This is a genomic window from Paracoccus sp. SCSIO 75233 (assembly GCF_027912675.1).
In the GTDB taxonomy this organism is placed as follows: Bacteria; Pseudomonadota; Alphaproteobacteria; order Rhodobacterales; family Rhodobacteraceae; genus Paracoccus.
Window position 1 is genome coordinate 2,120,875 of sequence record NZ_CP115757.1, and the last position, 20,182, is coordinate 2,141,056.

Below are 20,182 nucleotides of genomic sequence, written 5' to 3' on the forward strand. Positions count from 1 at the left end.
ACGCCCCGGAAACCTTGCATTTGATGGATTTCGGCGGGGCGAAGGCGTCCCCGGCGAAAAACGCAAAAGCAGCCGATGGCCCGATGGGGTTTCATTGTCAACAAAACCTCCTATATTCATGGCAAATTCAAACTTGCCCGAAATTGAAATATGCCCCAAGACCCCGGTGATCGCGAGGATTCAGATCTCGCAGTCAAACCTCGTTCAAAGTCGCAGCGCCCGCCGATGTACAAGGTGCTGTTGCTGAATGACGACTTCACACCGATGGAGTTCGTCGTTCATGTGCTTGAGCGACTATTCGCCATGTCGCACTCGCAGGCGATGGCGATCATGCTGACTGTCCACCGAAAAGGTGTGGCAGTGGTCGGCGTGTTTTCGCATGAGATCGCGGAAACCAAAGTGGCGCAGGTCATGGAACTGGCGCGCCGTCAGCAGCATCCGCTGCAATGCACCATGGAAAAAGAATAGCGCATGCGCTCTGCACGGCTTGAACTGGCCTTTCCTGACGGCGTTGCGGATCGGGCGCTGGTCATCGGCGCTGACGGGTCCGAAGAGCTTCCCGGTTTCGACCGGGCACGAACCGAGATCGTCGAGCAGCACGCCCATCATTTCAACGCGCTGACCGCCCGGGGCTGGCAGGTCGGTTTTCAGGCCCGGGGCGAGTTCCGCACCATCCTCGTTTCAATACCCAGATCGCGGGACGCCGCGCGTGCGCGGATTGCCGAGGCGGCAGCGCATCTGGCACCCGATGGCGCGCTTTGGATCGACGGGCAGAAAACCGATGGGATAGAGGCGATTCTTAAAGAAACGAAGCAGTTTGGCGGCGTTTCTGATGTGATGTCCAAGGCACATGGCAAAATAGCCCGGATCAATGATCCGGCGGCCATCCCCCTTGACTGGGCGGCGGCGGCGCTGACACCAGCGCCGGGGTTCACGACGCGGGCGGGAATGTTCTCGGCAGATCGGATCGATCCGGGATCGGCGGCACTGGCAGCGGCGCTGCCTGATCGTCTGCCTACCCGGATTGTGGAATTGGGTTCCGGTTGGGGCTGGCTGGCGGCACAAATTCTGACGCATCCCGGTGTGGAGACCCTTCACCTCGTTGAGGCTGACCACGCCGCCCATCTCTGCGCTCAGCAGAACATCAATGATCCGCGCGTTCATTTCCACTGGGCCGATGCGCGTAGTTTCCGGCTGCCGGACCCGGTGAACGGGGTGATCATGAACCCACCTTTTCACGAAGGCCGTGCGGCTGACCCGAAATTGGGAATCGCGTTCATAAAAGCGGCGGCGTCGCTGTTGACCGGCGCCGGGCGGCTCTGGATGGTCGCGAACCGGCATCTGCCCTATGAGGCGGCGCTGGATCAGTATTTCGGCGAGTTCAGCGAAATCGCCGGAGACAACAAATTCAAGATATTATCCGCCACACGCGCGCGGAGGGGGCAAAGCTCATGAGCCGATCGCTCGAAGGAAGAACCGCCATCGTCACCGGCGCGGGCCACAGTGTTGGTCTGGCTGTTGCAAGGCAATTATATGATCGCGGCGCGAATGTGATGTTCGCCGACAGTGACGAGGCCGCCCTGAATAACGAAATGGCGCGCTTCGAGGATGACGGGCGGGCGCGCAGCTTCTCCGCCGACATGTCGCAGCGGCTTTCGATGGCAAACCTGCTGTCAGCAACCATAGACGCCTTTGATCGTGTTGACATGCTGGTCAACGCCCATCGGCTGCTGAAAGCCGATGATCCGCTGGACACCAGCGGCGATGCTCTGGAAGAAATGCTGCGCCAGAACCTGCTGGCCGGGTTGCGGCTGTCACAGATCGTGGCCAAGCGGATGATCCTTCAGAACGAGGATGCCGAGCCCGACGGCATGGCGGGCGCCATCGTCAATATGACGACGCTCGCCGCACAGCGCCCGCATCCTGAGCTTCTGGCCTATTCCATCGCGTCGGCGGCGCAGGATCAGGCGACGCGCGCGCTGGCGCTGGCGCTGGCGCCGCACCGGATCAGGGTGAATTCTGTCGCCTTTGGTTCGGTGATGACGACCGAGCTGAAATGCACGCTCAAGGAGCATCCGGAGCTGCGTGACGGCATCATTCGCGGCACGCCAATGGGCCGGATCGCGGAATCGGAGGAATTGGCCGACGCGGTTCTGTATCTTGTCGGAGACGGGGCCGGCTTCGTCACCGGCCAGATCGTAAATGTCGATGGCGGTCGCAGCCTGCTGGATCCGGTGCAGGCGGCGATGTTCTAGGCCTCTTCAGGGTAAGCCGCGCGGCACTGGCGGACGGCCTCCTGCGCGCGCCGGGCTTCTACGTCCAGCTTTGCCTGCAAATTATCGCGCGTACGCTCTTCCGCCGCCGGATCGATGGGAACCCTGTAACGTTCGGTGTCCAGCCGATCCCGCCAGCAACCGTAATACACGACCTGAATTTCGCCATCCTTGTTGCGCACGGGACGCTGGCAGGTCTCATATTCCGTGCGGACGACCTCCCGCTCTCGCCATGCGTAGCCTCGGGCGAGATTGGCGTTGGTTTCCTCCAGCAGATTGGTCAGGGCCCTGTATTCGCGGGTGTTGCTGCGAATACAGCGTTCCTGCGGGGTGCCGCAGCCAGCCAAAAGTGCGAGCGGAACAAGCAGAGCGATTTTGCGGATCATTGGTGGCCTTTGCAGGTTTTTCATACCGAAACCTTATCGGCGCGGCGCGATGCGGGCAAATCAACTCTCGCATTCTCACGCGGCTTAATATGTGGTTTTCCTGCCAGCGATATTGCGGTGTCGCATCGGCAGGGTTAAGCCGTCGACCCGAAGCATCCATCGAAAACCGGCGGCTCCGCCGGTTCTTCCGCAGGAGCCGCTATGGACGAAATGGAAACAGAGCGCCGCCGCGCCGCAGACTGGTTTCGCGAATTGCGCGACCGGATCACGGCCTCATTCGAGGCACTGGAGGACCGCGGACCCGATACCGCGAAGCCAGGTCGTTTCGAGATCACGCCGACCGAACGCGCGGAGAACGGTGGTGGCGGGATCATGTCGGTCATGCGCGGCGGACGGGTTTTCGAGAAAATCGGGGTGAACTGGTCCGAAGTTCACGGCACGTTGTCGCCCCGAGCGCAGGCCGCGATGGCAGCACGCGGCGTACCGGGGATGGAACAGGACGGGCGCTTCTGGGCCTCCGGCATCAGCCTTGTCGCACATATGCAGAACCCGCACGCACCAGCAGTCCACATGAATACGCGGATGTTCTGGACCCCGCAAGCATGGTGGTTCGGGGGCGGGGCAGACCTGAACCCGTGCATAGAATATGCCGAGGATACCGCGCATTTCCACGCCAGGCTGAAGGACGCCTGCGACGCGCATGATCCCAGCTATTATGAACGCTTCAAGGCATGGGCCGACGAATATTTCTTTATTCCCCATCGTGGCCGGGCACGCGGTGTCGGCGGGGTTTTCTACGACGACCTGAACTCCGGCAACTGGGAGGCGGACTTTGCGTTTACACGGGCAGTCGGTGAGGCGTTTCTGCCTGCTTTCCTTCCGCTGACCGAGAAACGCAGCGGTACTGCATGGAACGCCGCCGACAAGGACCTGCAGCTCGTTCATCGCGGCCTTTATGCGGAATATAACCTCGTCTATGACCGCGGCACGAAATTCGGGCTGGAAACCGGGCATAATGCCGATGCGGTTCTGATGAGCCTGCCGCCGATGGCAAAATGGGTTTAGCCGCCCGCTGCGGCCTCCGCCTCACGGTAGAAGCGTGCCATTGTCAGCGCACGGGTGGCATTAAGCAGCGCAAGCGCCAACCACAATCCATGATTGCCAAAGGCTGAGGGCAGCAGGATCAGCGCAGGGATGTAGACCGCGACCGCCTCGATCATTGTCTTGCGCATGCGCCCTGTCAGCGTCGCGCCGATGAATATTCCGTCGAACATATAGCTGGCCACGCTGACAAGCGGCATCGCCACCAGCCAAGGCAGATAACGCCGCGCTTCCTCCCGCACTTCGGGCGCCGTCGTCAGAAGGTCGATGATCGCGGGGCCGAAGACCGCGAATATGAGCGCGAGCAGCATGGCACAACCGACACCCCACGCCGAACTCAGCACCGAACTGCGGCGCAGCATATCGGGTCGCCGCGCACCAACCGCCTGCCCCACAAGCGACTCGGCGGCGAAGGCGAACCCGTCCAGACCGAACGCAGCAAATTGCAGAAACTGGATCAGTATCTGGTTTGCTGCGAGTGTGACGTCACCCTGCCCCGACGACAGGAACATAAAGCTGGTCATCGACGCGATCAGCAGCATCGAACGGATCATGATATCGGCATTGACCCGGACGAGCCGGAGCAGTTTTTGCCGCGCGAATATCCCGACCTGCCTCGCCGACGCGCGGAGCGCATGGCGGCAGAACCACAGACCGAGTGCCAGACCGGACAACTCCGCGATCAGCGTGGCCGTGGCGATACCGCCAACGCTCCATCCGAGACCGAGCACAAAGACGAAATCCAGCGCGACGTTCAGACCATTTTGCAGGACTTGCAGGATCAGGACATCGCGCGTCCGTTCCATCGCGATCATCCAGCCGGTGATCGCATAAAGCGCAATCGTCGCCGGCGCGCCCCAGATCCGGATGGAGAGATATTCCAACGCCAGCCGCTCGACCTCATCGCTTGCGGGGGCGAGCCGGAAGGCCAGTGGGAACAACAGCGGATACAGCAAGATCAGCAAGACCCCGGCAACGCCCGCGATGGACAGGGCACGGATCAGATGGGCACCGATTTCCGCGTCGTCCCCCGCACCATGTGCCTGCGCGACCAGACCTGAGGTGCCCATGCGCAGAAAGCCGAAAACCCAGTAGATGGAGGTCAGGATAACGGCACCGATCCCGACCGCGCCGATTGGCGCGGCCTCGCCAAGTTGGCCGATCACGCCCGTATCGACCGCCCCGAGCAGCGGAATGGTCGCATTCGACAGCACAATCGGCAGCGCAATCGCCAACACCCGGCGATTTGTGACGGTCCCGCCCTGCCTCATGGCTCAGCTTTGCGGCATCAGAAAATGCGCCGTTGCCTGCGCGAACAGCTTCGCCCGGTTGTCCTGCCATGCCTCGATATGAACCGAGGCGTAGCGGCGGCCCGACCTGACCACGCGGGCGCGCGCATAGGCATCGCGCGGCAACCTCGAACGGAGGTAATCGACCGTGAAGTCAATCGTCTTGGGCAAACGCAGTGGCGTATCCTGATCGGATTCAGACAGGCGGATGCGACCCGATTCCATATCCTCCCACATCGCGGACCAGGCCAGTTCAACAACGCCCGCGATCTCAAGGAAAGCGGCAGTTGCGCCGCCGTGAAGTGCTGGCAGCAGCGGATTGCCGATCAGCTTCTCGTCATAGGGCATGACAGCGGTCAATTCATCGCCACGCCGATCGAACTCGATACCCATCCAGCGGATATAGGGCACCGACTGGATCAAGGTCCGCAGGGCCGTATCGCGCCGCGATTTGATTTCATGCAGGGGTTCGTTCCGGTCTACCATCTTACCGTCCCAACGTGAATGCGCCGCTTGCCGAGGCGACGGGATTGGCACGGTCGTCATCGAATGCCTCCGCCCGGACGAAGGCCACCGAGCGGGTCACATGATAGCATTTTGCGACGGCCCGGATACGCTGACCGCGTGTCGCGCCGCGCATATAGTCGATCCGCAGGTCTATGGTCGCGGTCGATTTCGGCGCCGTCGGATGCGTCAGCACCGCCGCCCCGCAGCAGGTATCCATCAAGGCAGAAACGACACCGCCATGAACGATCCCGCTTTTCGGATCGCCGACGAAGTTTTCATCCCAACCCATCGAAATCTCGGCCTCACCCGCCCCGATACGGTCGAGCCCCATGCCAAGCGCACGGGCATGAGGGATCGCCTCGATAAACTGGCGGGCAATCCGGTCGCGCGCGACCTCAGCGGCGTTGTCTTCTGTCATGCTGCGTCCCCTGGCTTGCTGTAACATCCTGATAAACGGGTGCGGCAGGTAGTCGCAATAGCCGGGTGGGCTCGGATGTCGCGCCACCCCTCACCACACTGTTGCGACATTGCGACCAAGGGGTTAGCGTGAAAACAGATTTCTCTGACGCACAGGATTACGATGCCCGTTTCAGATGAGCTTAGTTTCAAGGAGATGTGCGCCTGTTTTGACGTGACACCACGGACGCTGCGTTACTACGAATACATTGAACTGCTGCAACCGAGGAAAGAGGGCCGCTCACGGTTTTACTCGGCGCGCGAAGTGGCCCGGATGACATTGATTCTGCGCGGGCGGAAATTCGGCTTTTCTCTGGAAGAGATCCGTCAGTGGCTTGAGCTTTACGACCGGAAAGGCGATCGCGAGCAGTATGAGGTCTGGATCGGCATGGCCAATCAGCAACTCGACGTGCTGGCGAATCAAAAGGCCGACATCGAGGCCGCGATAGACGATCTGCGCCAGCTTCGCGATGAAACGGTCGAGATCCTGCAGAACATGGACTGACAACCGAAACCGGATTCCGCCCCAAAATTACATCGGTCATTGTGACGCAGCGTCTTAGTTTACGTTCGCGTCAACTTTCGGCACTCTCACCCCATGTTCGGAATTGAGCTTCGGGGAGGGGCAGCAATGAACGATGAGCTCATGACAATTGGGCAGATGTGCGAGAAGTTCGACGTAACGCCGCGCACGCTCCGTTTCTACGAATCCCGCGAACTGATCTCGCCCGAACGGCGCGGCCAGCACCGGCTCTATAACCGTCGGGATCGCGGGCGGTTGAAACTCATTCTCCAGGGCAAGCGTTTTGGCTTCAGCCTTGAAGATATTCGGCAGCTTCTGGAGCTCTACGATCCGACCGGCGACAATATGGCGCAGATAACGGCGACAATCGCTGCGTCGCATGAACGTCTGGCCGACATGATCCGCCAGCGGGACGAGCTGACCTATGCGATTGACGACCTCACGCAGAAACTTGCGGAAGCCGAGCAACTTCTGACCGCGCGCAAAAGTGCCTGATTCAGCAAACGACACAGTTAAACCGACAGGATAAAAGATGCCAATTTACAATGCCCCCGTTCGTGACATGCAGTTCATCCTTCATGATGTGCTTGAAGTTTCCGCCTCCGGGTTGCCCGGCCACGAAGAGCTGGATCGTGATTTCACCGAAGCCGTTCTGGAAGCCGCCGGCAAGCTCGCCAGCGAGGTGCTTACGCCGCTGAACGTAGTCGGGGACCAGCAGGGCTGCACACTGGAAAACGGCGTCGTTCGCACCCCGGATGGGTTTGGCGAGGCGTTCGAACAGATGAAGGAAGGCGGATGGACCGCGCTTGACTGCGACCCGGAATATGGCGGTCAGGGCATGCCCTATCTGCTGGGTCTCGCAACGGGTGAGGTGTTTGTCTCGGCCAATATGGCCTTCAATATGTATCAGGGCCTGACCCACGGTGCCTATTCCGCGATCCATGCCCACGGCACCGATGAGCAGAAGCAGAAATATCTGCCCAAGATGGTGTCCTGCGAATGGACCGGCACCATGAACCTGACCGAGCCGCATTGCGGCACCGATCTGGGCCTGCTGCGCAGCAAGGCGGAACCGCAGGATGACGGGTCCTATCTGATCACGGGTCAGAAGATTTTCATCTCGGCCGGCGATCACGACATGTCGGAAAACGTCATTCATCTGGTCTTGGCCAAGGCACCGGGCGGCGGCGAAAGCACCAAGGGCATCTCGCTTTTCATCGTGCCGAAATTCCTCGTGAACGAGGATGGCAGCCTTGGCGACCGCAACAATGTCTCCGTCGGCAATCTTGAAGAGAAGATGGGGATTCACGGCAACTCTACCTGCGTGATGAATTACGACGGCGCGAAAGGCTGGCTGCTGGGTGATCTGCACAAGGGCATGCGCGCCATGTTCACCATGATGAACGAAGCCCGTATCGGCGTCGGTCTGCAAGGCTATGCGCTGGCGGAGGCCGCTTATCAGAACGCGGTTGAATACGCCAAGGACCGCCTTCAGGGGCGCGCCGTCACCGGGGCCGAGAACCCCGAAGGTCCGGCCGATCCGCTGATCGTGCATCCCGACATCCGCCGCAGCCTGATGGATCAAAAGAGCTTCCTTGAGGGCGCGCGGATGCTGGCATTCTGGGGCGCACATCAGATCGACCGCGCCCATAGCGGAGATGAGGCTGCGGAAGGGCTGATTTCCCTGATGACGCCGGTCATCAAGGGTTTCCTGACCGACAAGGGTTTCGATACGACGGTGCTCGCGCAGCAGGTTTATGGCGGCCACGGCTATATCGAGGAACACGGCATGAGCCAGTTCGTCCGCGATGCCCGGATCACCATGATCTACGAAGGCGCAAACGGTGTTCAGGCGCTCGATCTGGTTAGCCGCAAGCTGGCACAGGATGGCGGCAAGCATGTAATGGCCTTCTTTGAAAGCGTGAAAGCCTTCATCAAGGAACATGAAGGAAACGAGGCATTGAAGGCCGATTTCCTCGAACCGCTGAAAGCAGCCTCGAAGGATCTTCAGGCGGCGGCCATGTTCTTCATGAATAACGGCATGAAGAACCCGAACCATGCGCTGGCCGGGTCTTATGACTTCATGCATCTGTTCGGCCATACCGCGCTCGGGTTCATGTGGGCACGGATGGCGGTTGCCGCTCAGAAAGCGCTCGATGAGGGCACCGGCAACGATGATTTCTACAAAACCAAGCTGGCAACCGGTCGTTACTACATGAAACGGCAGCTTCCGATGACGGGCACACATCTGGCGCGCATCGAATCCGGCGCTGATCCGGTAATGGAACTGGACGCGGAGCAGTTCTGAGGGCTTGATGGTCGCGGCGGTCTCCGCCGCGACATCTGATCATAAAGGAGCTTTGATATGAACTTTTCCCTAACGCGCGTTTCCGTGGCGGCAATTGCTGTCGCCGCCACGCTGGCCCTCGGGGCATGCGCCACGATGACCACCCCGGCCAGCGAGAGCTATACGACAACCACGCTGCTGACCGAAGACGCGAAACAGTCGCTCGAAGCGCGCGTCAACGCATTTGATCGCGACCTCACGCAAGGGAATATGGCTTCCGTCGTCGAATACCTGCCGCCGAAGATGATCGACATGCTGGCCGAAGAGGTCGGCGCGCCGCCGGAATTCCTGAAAGCGGCTGTCGGCTCGATGATCGAAGGCATGACGCAAGAAATCGACATCGTGGGCTACAGCGACATATCGCAGGCTCTGGTCGGGACGACGAGCACCGGCATGCCCTATGCGCTGATCCCCGGCGCGGCCCGGTTCACAGCGGGTGGAGAGACCTTTACCGACCAAAGCACGACGCTGGCCCTGATGGATGAGGGCGAATGGTACCTCGTCGGGCTTTCGGACGCGGAAACGGTCGAAGATGTCCGCGAGGCCTATCCCGAGTTCAGAACCGTTACGCTGCCCAGCGGCTGAGACCTGCCTTAGAAACCGGTCCGGCGGCTTCCCGCCGGACCAATGACATCACCGGCGTGCAAAAGCGCCATGAGACCGAACCGAACGGGAGGAAACATGACCGCGCAACTCTGGTGCTTTGGCGAAAGCGGCAATGCCTACAAGGCCGCGCTGACAATGGAACTGGCCGGTTATGACTGGCAAGCCGTCTATGTGGATTTCTTCAACGGCGAGACCCGCACGCCGGAATTCCGCAAGCTGAACGACATGGGCGAAGTCCCCGTCTTTCGCGAGGGCGACCTGACCCTGACGCAATCGGCGGTCATCCAGCTTCACATCGCAGAAAAGACCGGCAAGTTCCTCGGCTCGGACCGGAACGAGGTTCTGCGCTGGCTGATGTTCGACAATCACAAACTGTCCGGTCAGGCCGGGCCCGCCCGTTTCCTGCAGAACTTCATCCCCGAAGACAAGCGCCCCCAGGCTGTGATTGATTTCATGAAGGGGCGTCTGACTGCGGCGTGGAAGACACTCGACACACATTTGACGGAACGTGACTGGGTTGCTGACGCCACGTTCACCATCGCCGATGCAGCTTGCTGCGGCTACCTGTTTTATCCGGAACCATACGGCTTCGACCGCGCCGAATGGCCGAATATCGATCGCTGGCTGGACGGTATCGCTGCCCTGCCCGGCTGGAAACACCCTTACGATCTGATGCCCGGCAATCCTTCGGACCGGGCGTGAATGGAGGAACAATGACCGACGCCTTTATCTATGACGCCGCTCGAACGCCACGCGGCAAGGGCCGCGAGGATGGCAGCCTGCACGAGGTAACTTCGCTGGCGCTGTCAGCCGGGCTGCTGAATGCTGTGAAGGAACGCAACGGGCTTGAGGGCCATGCTGTCGAGGACGTGATCTGGGGCAATGTGACCCAGGTCAAGGAACAGGGCGGCTGCCTTGCGCGCAGTGCCGTGCTGGCCTCCGATCTGGACGAATCGATCCCCGGCCTTGCCATCAACCGCTTCTGCGCCAGCGGCATGGAGGCCGTCAATCTGGCCGCCAATCAGGTCAAGGGCGGGGCCGGCAACGGCTATATCGCCGGCGGCGTCGAGATGATGGGCCGCGTGGCCATGGGCAGCGACGGCGCCGCGATTGCGGTCGACCCCAGCCTTGCCATGAAAACCTATTTCGTCCCGCAGGGCATCAGCGCCGACATCATTGCGACCGAATACGGTTTCAGCCGTCAGGATGCCGACGCGCTCGCCGTTGAATCCCAGAAACGCGCCGCGAAGGCGTGGGAGGAAGGCCGGTTCGACAAATCCATCGTCCCGGTCAGGGACCAGAACGGGCTGACCATTCTGGACCGCGACGAATATATGCGCCCCGGCACCTCGGTCGAGGATCTGGGAAAGCTGAAGGCCAGCTTTCAGGAGATGGGCGAGATCATGCCCGGCTTCGACAAGGTGGCAATGCTGAAATACCCGCATCTGGACCGCATCAACCATATCCACCATGCCGGGAACTCCTCGGGGATCGTGGACGGTGCCGCCGCCGTGCTGATCGGGAATGAGGAATTCGGCAAGGCCAACGGGCTGAAACCACGCGCCCGCATCCGCGCCACCGCAAAAATCGGCACCGATCCGACAATCATGCTGACCGGCCCGGTCCCGGTAACGGAGAAAATCCTTGCCGACAGCGGCATGTCCATCGGCGACATCGATCTGTTCGAGGTGAACGAAGCGTTTGCCTCGGTCGTGCTGCGCTTCATGCAGGCGTTTCAGGTCGATCCGGCGCTGGTCAACGTCAATGGCGGTTCCATTGCAATGGGTCACCCGCTGGGCGCGACCGGCGCGATCATCATCGGCACGCTGCTCGATGAGTTGGAGCGGCAGGACAAGAATGTGGGCCTCGCCACACTCTGCATCGCATCCGGCATGGGTGCGGCCACCATCATCGAACGCGTGTAAGGGGAGGCAGGAACATGACCGACTTTACCATGAGCAAGGACGCCGACGGCGTCGCCACCATCACCTGGGACGTTCCGAACAAATCCATGAACGTCCTCTCCTGGGAGGGCGCAAGCCAACTCGGCGCGCTGGTTGACGAAGCCCTGGCCGACGATTCGGTGAAGGGCATCATCATCACCAGCGGCAAGCCGGATTTCGCTGGCGGGATGGACCTGAACGTCATCGCAGGGCTGAAAGACACTGGCGGCGCGCAAAGCGTGTTCGACGGCGTGATGGACCTCCACCACCTGCTGCGCAAGATCGAGCGGGCGGGGATGGACCCCAAAACGCTGAAGGGCGGCAAGCCTATCGTCACGGTGCTGCCGGGAACCGGGCTTGGCATCGGGCTGGAACTGCCGCTTGCCACGCACCGCATCTTCGCCGCCGACAACCCTAAGGCCAAGATCGGCCTTCCCGAGATCAAGGTCGGCATTTTCCCCGGCGCGGGCGGGACCACACGCCTCGTTCGCAAGATGGGCGCGATGGCGGCTGCACCACTGCTGCTGGAAGGCAAGCTGAACGATCCTCGGAAGGCCAAGGCCGCCGGCGTGATCGACGAGGTCGCCGAAGACCCGATGGCCGCCGCGAAAGAGTGGGTGCTGAACGCAACCGATGCCGACATCGTCAAGCCTTGGGATCAGAAGGGCTATAAGATGCCGGGTGGCGAGCCTTATCACCCCGCAGGCTTCATGACCTTTGTCGGCGCAAACGCGATGGTGCATGGCAAGACGCTGGGGGTCTATCCAGCCGCCAAGGCGCTGCTGTCGGCAGTGTATGAAGGCGCAATGGTCCCGTTCGATCAGGCTTTGCGGATCGAGGCCCGCTGGTTCACCAAAGTGATGATGAACCCGTCCTCCTCCGCCATGATCCGCAGCCTGTTCATCAACAAGGGTGCGCTGGAAAAAGGCGCGAACCGGCCCGATCTGCCGGACGAGAAGGTCAAAAAGGTCGGCGTCCTTGGTGCGGGCATGATGGGGGCGGGCATTGCATATGTCAGCGCCAATGCCGGGATCGAGGTGGTGCTGATCGACGCCAAGCAGGAATCCGCGGATAAGGGCAAGGCCTATTCCGAAGGCATTCTCGACAAGGGTATCAGCCGCAAGAAGGTCACCGAAGAGAAGAAGGCGGAGGTTCTGGGCCGCATCAACGCCACGACGGATTACGCCGCCCTTGAGGGCTGCGACCTGATCGTCGAGGCCGTTTTCGAAGACCCCGGCGTCAAGGCAGAGGTGACAAAACAGGCCGAGGCGGTCATTCCGCAAGACGCAATCTTCGCGACCAACACGTCGACCCTGCCAATCACCGAACTGGCAAAGGCCAGCCAGCGGCCCGAGCAGTTCATCGGCATCCATTTCTTCAGCCCTGTCGACAAGATGATGCTGGTCGAAATCATCAAGGGCAAGGAAACGGGTGACCGCGCCGTGGCCAAGGCGCTCGATTTCGTGCGCCAGATCCGCAAGACGCCGATTGTGGTGAACGATGCCCGCTTCTTCTACGCGAATCGCTGCATCATCCCTTATCTCAACGAAGGGATGCGGATGCTGTCCGAGGGTGTAAACCCGACGCTGATCGAGAACGCGGCCAAGATGATGGGCATGCCGCTGGGTCCGCTGCAATTGCTGGACGAAACCTCGATCGACCTCGGCGTCAAGATCGCCAAAGCAACGAAGGCCGCAATGGGCGATGCCTATCCTGACGGTGTGGTCGATGAGGTGCTGTTCTGGATGGCCGATCAGGGTCGCATGGGCCGCAAGGCAAACGCCGGGTTCTACGCCTATGACGAAAAGGGCAAGCGTCAGGGCCTTTGGGACGGGCTGGATGCGAAATTCCCCGAGGCGGATGAGCAGCCGGAACTGACCGAGGTTCAGCACCGGCTTATGTTCATCCAGACCTTGGAGGCAGTGCGTGCACTGGAAGAGGGCGTGCTGGAGGATATTCGCGAAGGCGATGTCGGCGCGATCCTCGGCTGGGGCTTCGCACCGTGGTCCGGCGGTCCGTTCTCATGGTTCGACATGCTGGGTGCGGCCCGCGCGGTCGAGATATGCGACGCTTTGACCGCCGATCACGGCGAACGGTTCAAGGCACCCGCCTTGCTGCGCGAAATGGCCGAGAAGGACCAGAGCTTCTATGGCCGCTTTGCGGCGCAGAAAAAAGCTGCCTGATCCGTCTAAATCAAGCAGTTCAGCGGGGGCCAACTGGTCCCCGCTTACTTTTTCGGGCCTTTGATATCATCTTCACGCAGATTTGTTGTGCTGCCAAAATCGTGATGCAGTTGGCCGGAAGCCGCCACCCCCACAGCGCCTCGCCTGACGATCAAGGTAAACGCGATGCGGCATCGCCGCGTGCTGCGTTGTTGTGAAGCCGCAATTGGCGGAACTTTCGACCTTGTATGCTGTTGATCCGTCGTGAGTTTGCCCTATTCTGCGCCGCAACAGACCGCGCCCCACGCGAGGAAGAAAGAACATGACAACCCAGACACAACGTGCCGCCGCCGAAACGCAGACCAAGGTTGAGGAGGTGACAGCCGTGGTTCTGCCGGAGCCTCAGGCCGATCTGGTCCCGCTCGATTCCGCGCCTGCTCCCGTTGCGGACGAAATTCGCCGCCGGATGAACGAAATCAACCTGCGCGATTCCGGTTCCATCGTGAATTTCGGCAGCGGCGCACAAACCGAGTTGCAAGAGATCAGCCAGCAGATGCTTGCGGACGTGAAGAACAAGGATGTCGGTCCGGCCGGCGAATCCTTGCGCAGCATCGTCACCACGATCCGCGGCTTCTCGGTCAGCGAGCTTGACGTTCGGCGCGAGCGGAGTTGGTGGGAAAAGCTGCTGGGCCGCTCCGCACCTTTCGCGCGCTTCGTCTCGAATTATGAAGACGTTCAGGGCCAGATCGACAAGATCACCGAAAACCTGATGAACCACGAGCATCAGTTGCTCAAGGACATCAAATCTCTCGATCTGCTCTACGAGCGGACGCTGAACTTCTACGATGAACTCGCCCTTTATATTGCAGCGGGCGAAGCGAAGCTTCGTGAGCTTGACGAGGACGTGATACCGGCCAAGGAAGCGGAGGTGCAGGCCAGCCCCTCTGACGGGCAGGTCATGGAGGCGCAGGAACTGCGCGACCTGCGCACGATGCGCGACGATCTGGAACGCCGGGTTCACGACCTCAAGCTGACCCGTCAGGTGACGATGCAATCGCTGCCGTCGATCCGGCTGGTGCAGGAAAACGACAAATCGCTGGTCACGAAGATCAATTCGACCTTGGTCAACACCGTGCCGCTCTGGGAAACCCAGCTTGCGCAGGCCGTGACGATCCAGCGCTCGACCGAGGCCGCAGGGGCAGTGAAGGACGCGACCGACCTGACCAATGAACTCCTGACCTCGAACGCAGCCAATCTGCGCGAGGCCAACGCCAAGGTCCGCACCGAAATGGAGCGCGGCGTTTTCGACATCGAATCGGTTCGCACCGCGAATGCCGAGTTGATCGCCACCATCGAGGACAGCCTGCGCATTGCCGATGAGGGCAAAGCCCGCCGCGCCGCTGCGGAAGAGGAACTGGTGCAGATGGAAGATGAGCTGCGCCGTACACTCTCCGCTTCCCGTGCAAGGCAAAACCAGGTCACTGATCAGGCGGCCCCGCAGACGTGATGCGTTCACCAGCCCCGACCGGACACGGCTTTCCACGGCTGTTTCGGTCGGGGTCTGCCGTGTTTGCAGCGATGCTCGCCCTGTCGGCCTGTAACAACGCGCCGACAGAACAGCCGTCACCTCCGCCGCCCCCCGCGCCGGTGGCGGAACCTCAACCCGTCATCGTCAACCCACCTCCGCCCCGCCCCAATTCAGCCCTTCGCGCGGCGAGGGCGGAGCGGGCCGAACAGGAGGCGCGCGCCGCACAGCGTGCCGCGAATACCGAAACCAGCCGTACCATGCATGGCTATTTCGAAGGCGTCGAGGACATGCTCGTCGCGCGCAGCCAGCTTCGCCGCGATAATGGCGCAGATATTCCGGTAAGCGCCGCCGAACTGACGCGCAATTTCATCGATATCGCGCTTTTCGATGAATATACCCGAAACGGTGCCGATCTGGTCGCGAAGGCAAGCCCGTCGCGTTTGCGCCGCTGGAACCAACCCGTCAGGATCGCGACCGAATTCGGCGCGTCAGTACCGCCGGCAACCCGTACCCGTGACCGCGCGGAGGTGCATAGCTTCGCCGAAAGGCTCACCTCGATCACCGGCCACGACATATCCGTGTCGCCTTCCGGGGGGAATTTCACCGTATTCTTCCTCAATGAGGATGAGCGCCGAAATATCGGACCACGGCTCGAAGCCGTTGTCCCCGGCATTCCTGCTGCGGATATCGAGGCGATCGAGAACCTTCCGCCGCAGAATTACTGTACTGTCTTCGCCTATTCTCTGGGGTCGAGCCCGGTCTATACGGAAGCAATTGCGATCATCCGCGCGGAATTGCCGCCCCGCCTGCGCAATTCCTGCATCCATGAGGAACTGGCGCAAGGTATGGGTCTGGCCAATGACAGCCCGGATGCCCGCCCGTCGATCTTTAACGACGACGAGGAATTCGCGCTGCTGACCTATCACGACGAACTCTTGCTGAAGATGCTTTACGACCCACGGCTCCGCCCCGGAATGACAGCCGAGACCGCGACGCCGATTATCCGCGAGATTGCGGGAGAACTCGTAAAGTCATATGTAAATTGAGCAATAACCAAGTCGTGTCCGGCAGGAACCAGATCACGCGTCCAAGGTTTTGAACCGCAGATTAACTACGGAGACCCACATGGCCCTGTTCGACTTTCTCTCGGGTGAGTTCATCGACATCATCGAATGGACCGACGACACCCGCGACACGATGGTCTGGCGTTTCGAGCGCCGCGGCAACGCGATCAAATACGGCGCGAAGCTGACAGTTCGGGAAGGGCAGGCCGCCGTCTTCGTCCACGAGGGACAGATCGCCGATGTGTTCGGGCCGGGTCTGTACATGCTCGAAACCAACAATATGCCGATCCTGACGACGCTTCAGAATTGGGATCACGGCTTCAAATCGCCGTTCAAGTCGGAAATCTACTTCGTCAACACCACCCGCTTCAACGGGCTGAAATGGGGAACGAAGAACCCGATCATTGCCCGCGACCCGGAATTCGGCCCGGTCCGCATCCGGGCTTTCGGCACCTACTCGATGCGGGTCACCGATCCCGCGAGGTTCATGTCCGAAATCGTCGGGACGGATGGTGAATTCACCAGCGACGAAATCACCTTCCAGCTGCGCAATATCATCGTGCAGGAGTTTTCCCGCATGATCGCCTCCTCCGGCATCCCGGTGCTGGATATGGCCGCCAACACCGATCAACTCGGCAAGATGGTCGCCAAGGCGATCACCCCCACGATTGCGGGTTACGGCCTGACCATCCCCGAATTCTACATCGAAAACGTCAGCCTGCCCGATGAGGTGGAGGCGATGCTGGACAAGCGTACCTCTATGGGGATCATCGGCGACATAGATCGTTTCGGTCAGTACGCGCAGGCGGAGGCGATGCTGAACGCATCGAAGAACACCGGCGGCGCGGGCGCAGCCCTTGGTGCAGGTCTCGGTGCCGCGATCGGCATGGGAATGGCGGCGCAGCGCGGACCGTGGGGTCAGATCCCCGCACAACCGCAGCAGCCTTCGCCGCAATTGCAAAACGCGGCGCTGCCGCCTCCCCTGCCCGCTCCGGCCAGCGAAAAACTGTGGCATGTCGCGCTGAACGGCGAAGCAGACGGCCCGTTCGGCAGGGGCGATATCGGGCGAATGGTCAAAGAGGGACAGTTTACCCGTGAGACCTTGGTTTGGACCGCCGGTCAGGATGGCTGGAAGCCCGCCGACGAGGTGGACGAGTTGGCCCAGCTCTTCACAATCGCGCCGCCGCCGCTGCCGAAATCCTGATCTCCCCGCCACCGGGCGTGGTGATCGCCCACGCCCCTGACGCCGGATAATCCCATGCCCACACCACCCAGCGAGTTTCGCTATCCATGTGAGCAATGCGGGGCGAGCCTGACCTTTTCGCCCGGTGAACAGTCACTGAAATGCCCCTATTGCGGGCATAGCCAGCAGATCGGACCGGGTGCCGCCCGCGCACCCGCCCGATCCAAACGCGAAGGTGCCGACGGGGACCGCGAATTGCTTCGCGACCCGGCAACGGGCCGGGCGCTGCAATGGGATGCGGGCCGGAAGGTGCCGCAACTCAGCGAGGTGCCGCTGGAATCCGGGCTGCGCCTCGACGCAAGCAGCGATCTCACGCAGGAGATGCGGATGCTCTCCTGCCCCAATTGCGGGGCGAAGTTTGATCTGTCGAGCGATCAGCACGCCACGAAATGCCCCTTCTGCGCCACCCCGGTCGCCACCGACACCGGGTCGACGCGGCAGATCAAGCCACAGGGCATCGTGCCATTCGTGGTAACGGAGGATCAGGCGCGCGCCGCCCTTGATGACTGGCTGGGCCGGTTGTGGTTTGCGCCGTCCGGGCTGGTGGAATACGCGCGGAAGGGTCGGCGCATGGCCGGGGTCTATTCGCCGTTCTGGACCTTCGATGCAGAAACCGCGTCAGAATATACCGGCGCACGGGGCGACTGGTACTACGAAACCCGCTGGGTCACACAGGTGGTCGACGGCAAACAACGACGTGTGCAGCAGCAGGTCCGCAAAACCCGCTGGACCAGCGTGCGAGGCCGCGTCGGTCGGGCGTTCAACGATGTTCTGGTGTTGGCCTCAACCGCCCTTCCCCGCCGTATCACCGACGCGCTGACGCCGTGGGATTTGTCCCATCTGCGCCCCTATAACACGCAGTATCTTCAAGGGTTCGAGGCAGAGGGCTACACCATCCCGCTTGCTGACGGGCATGATGTCGCACGGCAAGAGATGGCAGCCGTCATCGCAATGGATGTTCGCCGCGATATCGGCGGTGATGAACAACGCATCAACCAGCTGAGGACGGCGCATTCGAACGAGACATTCAAGCATATTCTGCTGCCCGTCTGGTCGGCGGCCTATAAATATAACGGCAAATCCTTCCGCTTCGTGGTGAACGGGCAATCGGGCCGTGTGCAGGGCGAACGCCCGTGGTCGGTCTGGAAGATTTCCGCCGCGATCATCGCCGCGCTGATCGCACTGGCCATTTTCCTGTATGTCGCGCAGGAGTCGGGATATATCGAATTTAGCGCCAACGGGTTTTCGGCGGATAGCGGGTATACTATCCAAGGATATTAACCTGGGAGGAGGCGGCAGATGATCCTGTGCTGCGGTGAATCGCTGATTGACATGGTGCCCGAGGATGGGGCGTTTCTGCCCCTGCCCGGCGGGTCGGTCTATAATACCGCCGTCGCGCTCGGGCGGCTCGGTGCGAAGCCCGGCTATCTCTGGCCGCTCTCGAACGATGATTTCGGAACGGCGCTGCGTGGCCCGCTGGAGCAAGCGGATGTTGATATGTCGCTCTGCCCTTCGGTTGATCGCCCGACGACGCTCGCCTTTGTCTTCCTCACAGACGGCCATGCCAGCTACAGCTTTTACGACGAAGGCACGGCAGGCCGCATGTTCGATCCGGCCGAAATTCCCGCCCTGCCGGATAATGTCGAGGCTCTGTTCATCGGCGGGATCAGCCTGATCCAAGAGCCTTGCGGAGCGACGGTCGAGGAACTCGCCCGCCGAGCAGCCGAAAATGGCGCGGTCCTGATGATGGATCTAAATATCCGGCCCAGCCTGATCCATGATGATCGCAGCACCCGCAACCGATTGGAGGGGCTGATGCGTATCGCGGACATCGTTAAGATCTCCGATGAAGATGCGGCGTGGCTTTTCCCTGACCATGCGCCTGCCGACACGGCGGCGCAACTGCTCGACCTCGGGCCCAAGCTGATCCTTCGCACCCACGGTTCCGAGGGGGCGACAGCGATACACCGGAATATAACGGTGAATCGTCCGGCGGATCGGGTCAAGGTGGCGGATACGATCGGGGCGGGCGACACCTTCAATGCGGGGTTCCTGACCGCCCTTTCAGAGGAAGGGGCGCTGACGAAAGACGCGCTGGAGTATATCGGTAAAGAGACGCTGCGAACCGCCCTTGATCTGGCGGCGCAGGCGGCAGCCGTCACAGTGTCCCGTCCCGGTGCCAATCCGCCTTGGCGCGGTGAATTGTAAACCCGCATCATCCGTCACGAAAAAAGCCGCCCCGAGGGGGCGGCATCATCTCAAGCAGACCAATCCGAAAAATGCCGGTTGGCGTAGGATGTCGCTTACGCGGCTTCCGCATCCTCGGCGGCCTGACGCCGCTCGCTTTCCTCGCGCGAAAGCGCGACGGAGGTCCGAACGCCCTTGGAAACAAATTCCATCAGCCCTTTGACCACGCGCTCATTCGGGTCGATACCGGCGCAGGAAAGCACCTCGCGACCGTCGCGCGACCGCGCCCAGCGTGCGATCTGTTCCGGACCGTTGCCATATTTCTTGTCATCTGCAATCGCATCATCCAAAGCCGCCAGAACAACCGCCGCGAATAATTTGCGCGCGCGCTGGCCTTGTTCAAAATTGAATGCCGAACCGTCGACAAAATCCTGCATCTTTACCGTCCTGACCAAATATGTTTCCATCCGCCCGCTGGGACGTTTGCCTGGGCTTGATTCTTCGGTGGTTGAACCGTTTACCGCAACCGAGCACCGATTCGGTATAACGCTAACGTCATGTCTGCCA

At 61.0% G+C, this 20,182-nt stretch carries 21 protein-coding genes; 16 read left to right on the forward strand and 5 right to left on the reverse strand.

The window, feature by feature from the left end; genetic code table 11:
• The first annotated feature begins 150 nt into the window (after positions 1-150).
• The 3 genes from clpS to PAF12_RS10245 are packed head-to-tail and all read left to right on the forward strand — an operon-like array spanning position 151 to position 2,255.
• Positions 151-468: an ATP-dependent Clp protease adapter ClpS gene (gene clpS / locus PAF12_RS10235; RefSeq protein ID WP_271106830.1), complete on the forward strand. Its 318-nt coding sequence runs from the start codon at positions 151-153 to the stop codon at positions 466-468.
• 3 nt (positions 469-471) lie between these two features.
• Positions 472-1,455 carry a class I SAM-dependent methyltransferase gene (locus PAF12_RS10240; protein WP_271106831.1) on the forward strand — a complete coding sequence of 328 codons (984 nt, stop codon included), beginning with the start codon at positions 472-474 and terminating at the stop codon, positions 1,453-1,455.
• Positions 1,452-2,255, forward strand: a complete 804-nt coding sequence (locus tag PAF12_RS10245) for an SDR family NAD(P)-dependent oxidoreductase (RefSeq protein ID WP_271106832.1) — start codon at positions 1,452-1,454, stop codon at positions 2,253-2,255. Before PAF12_RS10240 ends, PAF12_RS10245 begins: the two co-directional genes overlap by 4 nt.
• Here PAF12_RS10245 and PAF12_RS10250 read toward each other — a convergent pair.
• Positions 2,252-2,659, reverse strand: a complete 408-nt coding sequence (locus PAF12_RS10250) for a hypothetical protein (RefSeq protein ID WP_271106833.1) — start codon at positions 2,657-2,659, stop codon at positions 2,252-2,254. The genes PAF12_RS10245 and PAF12_RS10250 overlap by 4 nt on opposite strands.
• A 201-nt stretch (positions 2,660-2,860) precedes the next feature.
• On the opposite strand from PAF12_RS10250, the gene hemF reads away from it, so the two are divergent.
• A complete protein-coding gene (hemF, locus tag PAF12_RS10255) occupies positions 2,861-3,724 on the forward strand; it encodes an oxygen-dependent coproporphyrinogen oxidase (protein ID WP_271106834.1) in 864 nt (287 codons plus the stop codon).
• On the opposite strand, the gene PAF12_RS10260 is transcribed toward hemF, so the two are convergent.
• Genes PAF12_RS10260 through PAF12_RS10270 form a run of 3 tightly spaced genes read right to left on the reverse strand, consistent with a single transcriptional unit; the run spans position 3,721 to position 5,974 of the window.
• Positions 3,721-5,031 (reverse strand): MATE family efflux transporter, encoded by a 1,311-nt coding sequence (locus PAF12_RS10260; protein ID WP_271106835.1) that lies wholly within the window; start codon positions 5,029-5,031, stop codon positions 3,721-3,723. The genes hemF and PAF12_RS10260 overlap by 4 nt on opposite strands.
• Before the next feature lie 3 nt (positions 5,032-5,034).
• Entirely contained in the window at positions 5,035-5,535 is a 501-nt protein-coding gene (locus tag PAF12_RS10265) for a PaaI family thioesterase (RefSeq protein WP_271106836.1), read from the reverse strand.
• A 1-nt stretch (position 5,536) separates the two neighbouring features.
• The gene (locus tag PAF12_RS10270; RefSeq protein ID WP_271106837.1) at positions 5,537-5,974 is read right to left on the reverse strand and encodes a PaaI family thioesterase; all 438 of its coding nucleotides are present in this window, start codon (positions 5,972-5,974) and stop codon (positions 5,537-5,539) included.
• Positions 5,975-6,136: 162 nt separating this feature from the next.
• On the opposite strand from PAF12_RS10270, the gene PAF12_RS10275 reads away from it, so the two are divergent.
• The 12 genes from PAF12_RS10275 (at position 6,137) to PAF12_RS10330 (ending at position 19,636) form a co-directional block, all read left to right on the forward strand.
• A complete protein-coding gene (locus tag PAF12_RS10275; RefSeq protein ID WP_271106838.1) occupies positions 6,137-6,517 on the forward strand; it encodes a MerR family DNA-binding transcriptional regulator in 381 nt (126 codons plus the stop codon).
• Positions 6,518-6,643: 126 nt separating this feature from the next.
• Positions 6,644-7,030, forward strand: a complete 387-nt coding sequence (locus PAF12_RS10280) for a MerR family DNA-binding transcriptional regulator (RefSeq protein ID WP_271106839.1) — start codon at positions 6,644-6,646, stop codon at positions 7,028-7,030.
• Positions 7,031-7,067: 37 nt separating this feature from the next.
• Positions 7,068-8,843: an acyl-CoA dehydrogenase C-terminal domain-containing protein gene (locus PAF12_RS10285; RefSeq protein ID WP_271106840.1), complete on the forward strand. Its 1,776-nt coding sequence runs from the start codon at positions 7,068-7,070 to the stop codon at positions 8,841-8,843.
• 57 nt (positions 8,844-8,900) lie between these two features.
• Positions 8,901-9,467: a hypothetical protein gene (locus tag PAF12_RS10290; protein WP_271106841.1), complete on the forward strand. Its 567-nt coding sequence runs from the start codon at positions 8,901-8,903 to the stop codon at positions 9,465-9,467.
• A 96-nt stretch (positions 9,468-9,563) separates the two neighbouring features.
• Positions 9,564-10,190: a glutathione S-transferase family protein gene (locus tag PAF12_RS10295; RefSeq protein ID WP_271106842.1), complete on the forward strand. Its 627-nt coding sequence runs from the start codon at positions 9,564-9,566 to the stop codon at positions 10,188-10,190.
• Between the two features lie 11 nt (positions 10,191-10,201).
• Positions 10,202-11,413, forward strand: a complete 1,212-nt coding sequence (locus tag PAF12_RS10300) for an acetyl-CoA C-acetyltransferase (RefSeq protein ID WP_271106843.1) — start codon at positions 10,202-10,204, stop codon at positions 11,411-11,413.
• 14 nt (positions 11,414-11,427) lie between these two features.
• Positions 11,428-13,614 carry a 3-hydroxyacyl-CoA dehydrogenase NAD-binding domain-containing protein gene (locus PAF12_RS10305; protein WP_271106844.1) on the forward strand — a complete coding sequence of 729 codons (2,187 nt, stop codon included), beginning with the start codon at positions 11,428-11,430 and terminating at the stop codon, positions 13,612-13,614.
• 301 nt (positions 13,615-13,915) lie between these two features.
• Complete coding sequence (locus tag PAF12_RS10310; protein ID WP_271106845.1) at positions 13,916-15,100, forward strand: toxic anion resistance protein; 1,185 nt, start codon at positions 13,916-13,918, stop codon at positions 15,098-15,100.
• Complete coding sequence (locus tag PAF12_RS10315) at positions 15,100-16,167, forward strand: DUF2927 domain-containing protein (RefSeq protein ID WP_271106846.1); 1,068 nt, start codon at positions 15,100-15,102, stop codon at positions 16,165-16,167. The genes PAF12_RS10310 and PAF12_RS10315 overlap by 1 nt, the downstream gene beginning before the upstream one ends.
• 79 nt (positions 16,168-16,246) lie before the next feature.
• Positions 16,247-17,389, forward strand: coding sequence for an SPFH domain-containing protein (locus tag PAF12_RS10320; RefSeq protein WP_271106847.1), 1,143 nt, complete (start codon positions 16,247-16,249; stop codon positions 17,387-17,389).
• Between the two features lie 54 nt (positions 17,390-17,443).
• Positions 17,444-18,709 carry a zinc ribbon domain-containing protein gene (locus tag PAF12_RS10325; RefSeq protein WP_271106848.1) on the forward strand — a complete coding sequence of 422 codons (1,266 nt, stop codon included), beginning with the start codon at positions 17,444-17,446 and terminating at the stop codon, positions 18,707-18,709.
• Positions 18,710-18,727: 18 nt separating this feature from the next.
• Entirely contained in the window at positions 18,728-19,636 is a 909-nt protein-coding gene (locus tag PAF12_RS10330; RefSeq protein ID WP_271106849.1) for a carbohydrate kinase, read from the forward strand.
• Between the two features lie 95 nt (positions 19,637-19,731).
• Here PAF12_RS10330 and PAF12_RS10335 read toward each other — a convergent pair whose 3' ends face one another.
• The gene (locus tag PAF12_RS10335) at positions 19,732-20,052 is read right to left on the reverse strand and encodes a DUF6280 family protein (protein WP_271106850.1); all 321 of its coding nucleotides are present in this window, start codon (positions 20,050-20,052) and stop codon (positions 19,732-19,734) included.
• Positions 20,053-20,182 lie beyond the last annotated feature (130 nt).

Excerpts from the sequence above, each read along its gene's own strand:
- clpS (WP_271106830.1), top strand. The coding sequence starts at position 151 with ATGCCCCAAGACCCCGGTGATCGCGAGGATTCAGATCTCGCAGTCAAA.
- PAF12_RS10240 (WP_271106831.1), top strand. The coding sequence starts at position 472 with ATGCGCTCTGCACGGCTTGAACTGGCCTTTCCTGACGGCGTTGCGGAT.
- PAF12_RS10245 (WP_271106832.1), top strand. The coding sequence starts at position 1,452 with ATGAGCCGATCGCTCGAAGGAAGAACCGCCATCGTCACCGGCGCGGGC.
- PAF12_RS10250 (WP_271106833.1), bottom strand. The coding sequence starts at position 2,659 with ATGATCCGCAAAATCGCTCTGCTTGTTCCGCTCGCACTTTTGGCTGGC.
- hemF (WP_271106834.1), top strand. The coding sequence starts at position 2,861 with ATGGACGAAATGGAAACAGAGCGCCGCCGCGCCGCAGACTGGTTTCGC.
- PAF12_RS10260 (WP_271106835.1), bottom strand. The coding sequence starts at position 5,031 with ATGAGGCAGGGCGGGACCGTCACAAATCGCCGGGTGTTGGCGATTGCG.
- PAF12_RS10265 (WP_271106836.1), bottom strand. The coding sequence starts at position 5,535 with ATGGTAGACCGGAACGAACCCCTGCATGAAATCAAATCGCGGCGCGAT.
- PAF12_RS10270 (WP_271106837.1), bottom strand. The coding sequence starts at position 5,974 with ATGACAGAAGACAACGCCGCTGAGGTCGCGCGCGACCGGATTGCCCGC.
- PAF12_RS10275 (WP_271106838.1), top strand. The coding sequence starts at position 6,137 with ATGCCCGTTTCAGATGAGCTTAGTTTCAAGGAGATGTGCGCCTGTTTT.
- PAF12_RS10280 (WP_271106839.1), top strand. The coding sequence starts at position 6,644 with ATGAACGATGAGCTCATGACAATTGGGCAGATGTGCGAGAAGTTCGAC.
- PAF12_RS10285 (WP_271106840.1), top strand. The coding sequence starts at position 7,068 with ATGCCAATTTACAATGCCCCCGTTCGTGACATGCAGTTCATCCTTCAT.
- PAF12_RS10290 (WP_271106841.1), top strand. The coding sequence starts at position 8,901 with ATGAACTTTTCCCTAACGCGCGTTTCCGTGGCGGCAATTGCTGTCGCC.
- PAF12_RS10295 (WP_271106842.1), top strand. The coding sequence starts at position 9,564 with ATGACCGCGCAACTCTGGTGCTTTGGCGAAAGCGGCAATGCCTACAAG.
- PAF12_RS10300 (WP_271106843.1), top strand. The coding sequence starts at position 10,202 with ATGACCGACGCCTTTATCTATGACGCCGCTCGAACGCCACGCGGCAAG.
- PAF12_RS10305 (WP_271106844.1), top strand. The coding sequence starts at position 11,428 with ATGACCGACTTTACCATGAGCAAGGACGCCGACGGCGTCGCCACCATC.
- PAF12_RS10310 (WP_271106845.1), top strand. The coding sequence starts at position 13,916 with ATGACAACCCAGACACAACGTGCCGCCGCCGAAACGCAGACCAAGGTT.
- PAF12_RS10315 (WP_271106846.1), top strand. The coding sequence starts at position 15,100 with ATGCGTTCACCAGCCCCGACCGGACACGGCTTTCCACGGCTGTTTCGG.
- PAF12_RS10320 (WP_271106847.1), top strand. The coding sequence starts at position 16,247 with ATGGCCCTGTTCGACTTTCTCTCGGGTGAGTTCATCGACATCATCGAA.
- PAF12_RS10325 (WP_271106848.1), top strand. The coding sequence starts at position 17,444 with ATGCCCACACCACCCAGCGAGTTTCGCTATCCATGTGAGCAATGCGGG.
- PAF12_RS10330 (WP_271106849.1), top strand. The coding sequence starts at position 18,728 with ATGATCCTGTGCTGCGGTGAATCGCTGATTGACATGGTGCCCGAGGAT.
- PAF12_RS10335 (WP_271106850.1), bottom strand. The coding sequence starts at position 20,052 with ATGCAGGATTTTGTCGACGGTTCGGCATTCAATTTTGAACAAGGCCAG.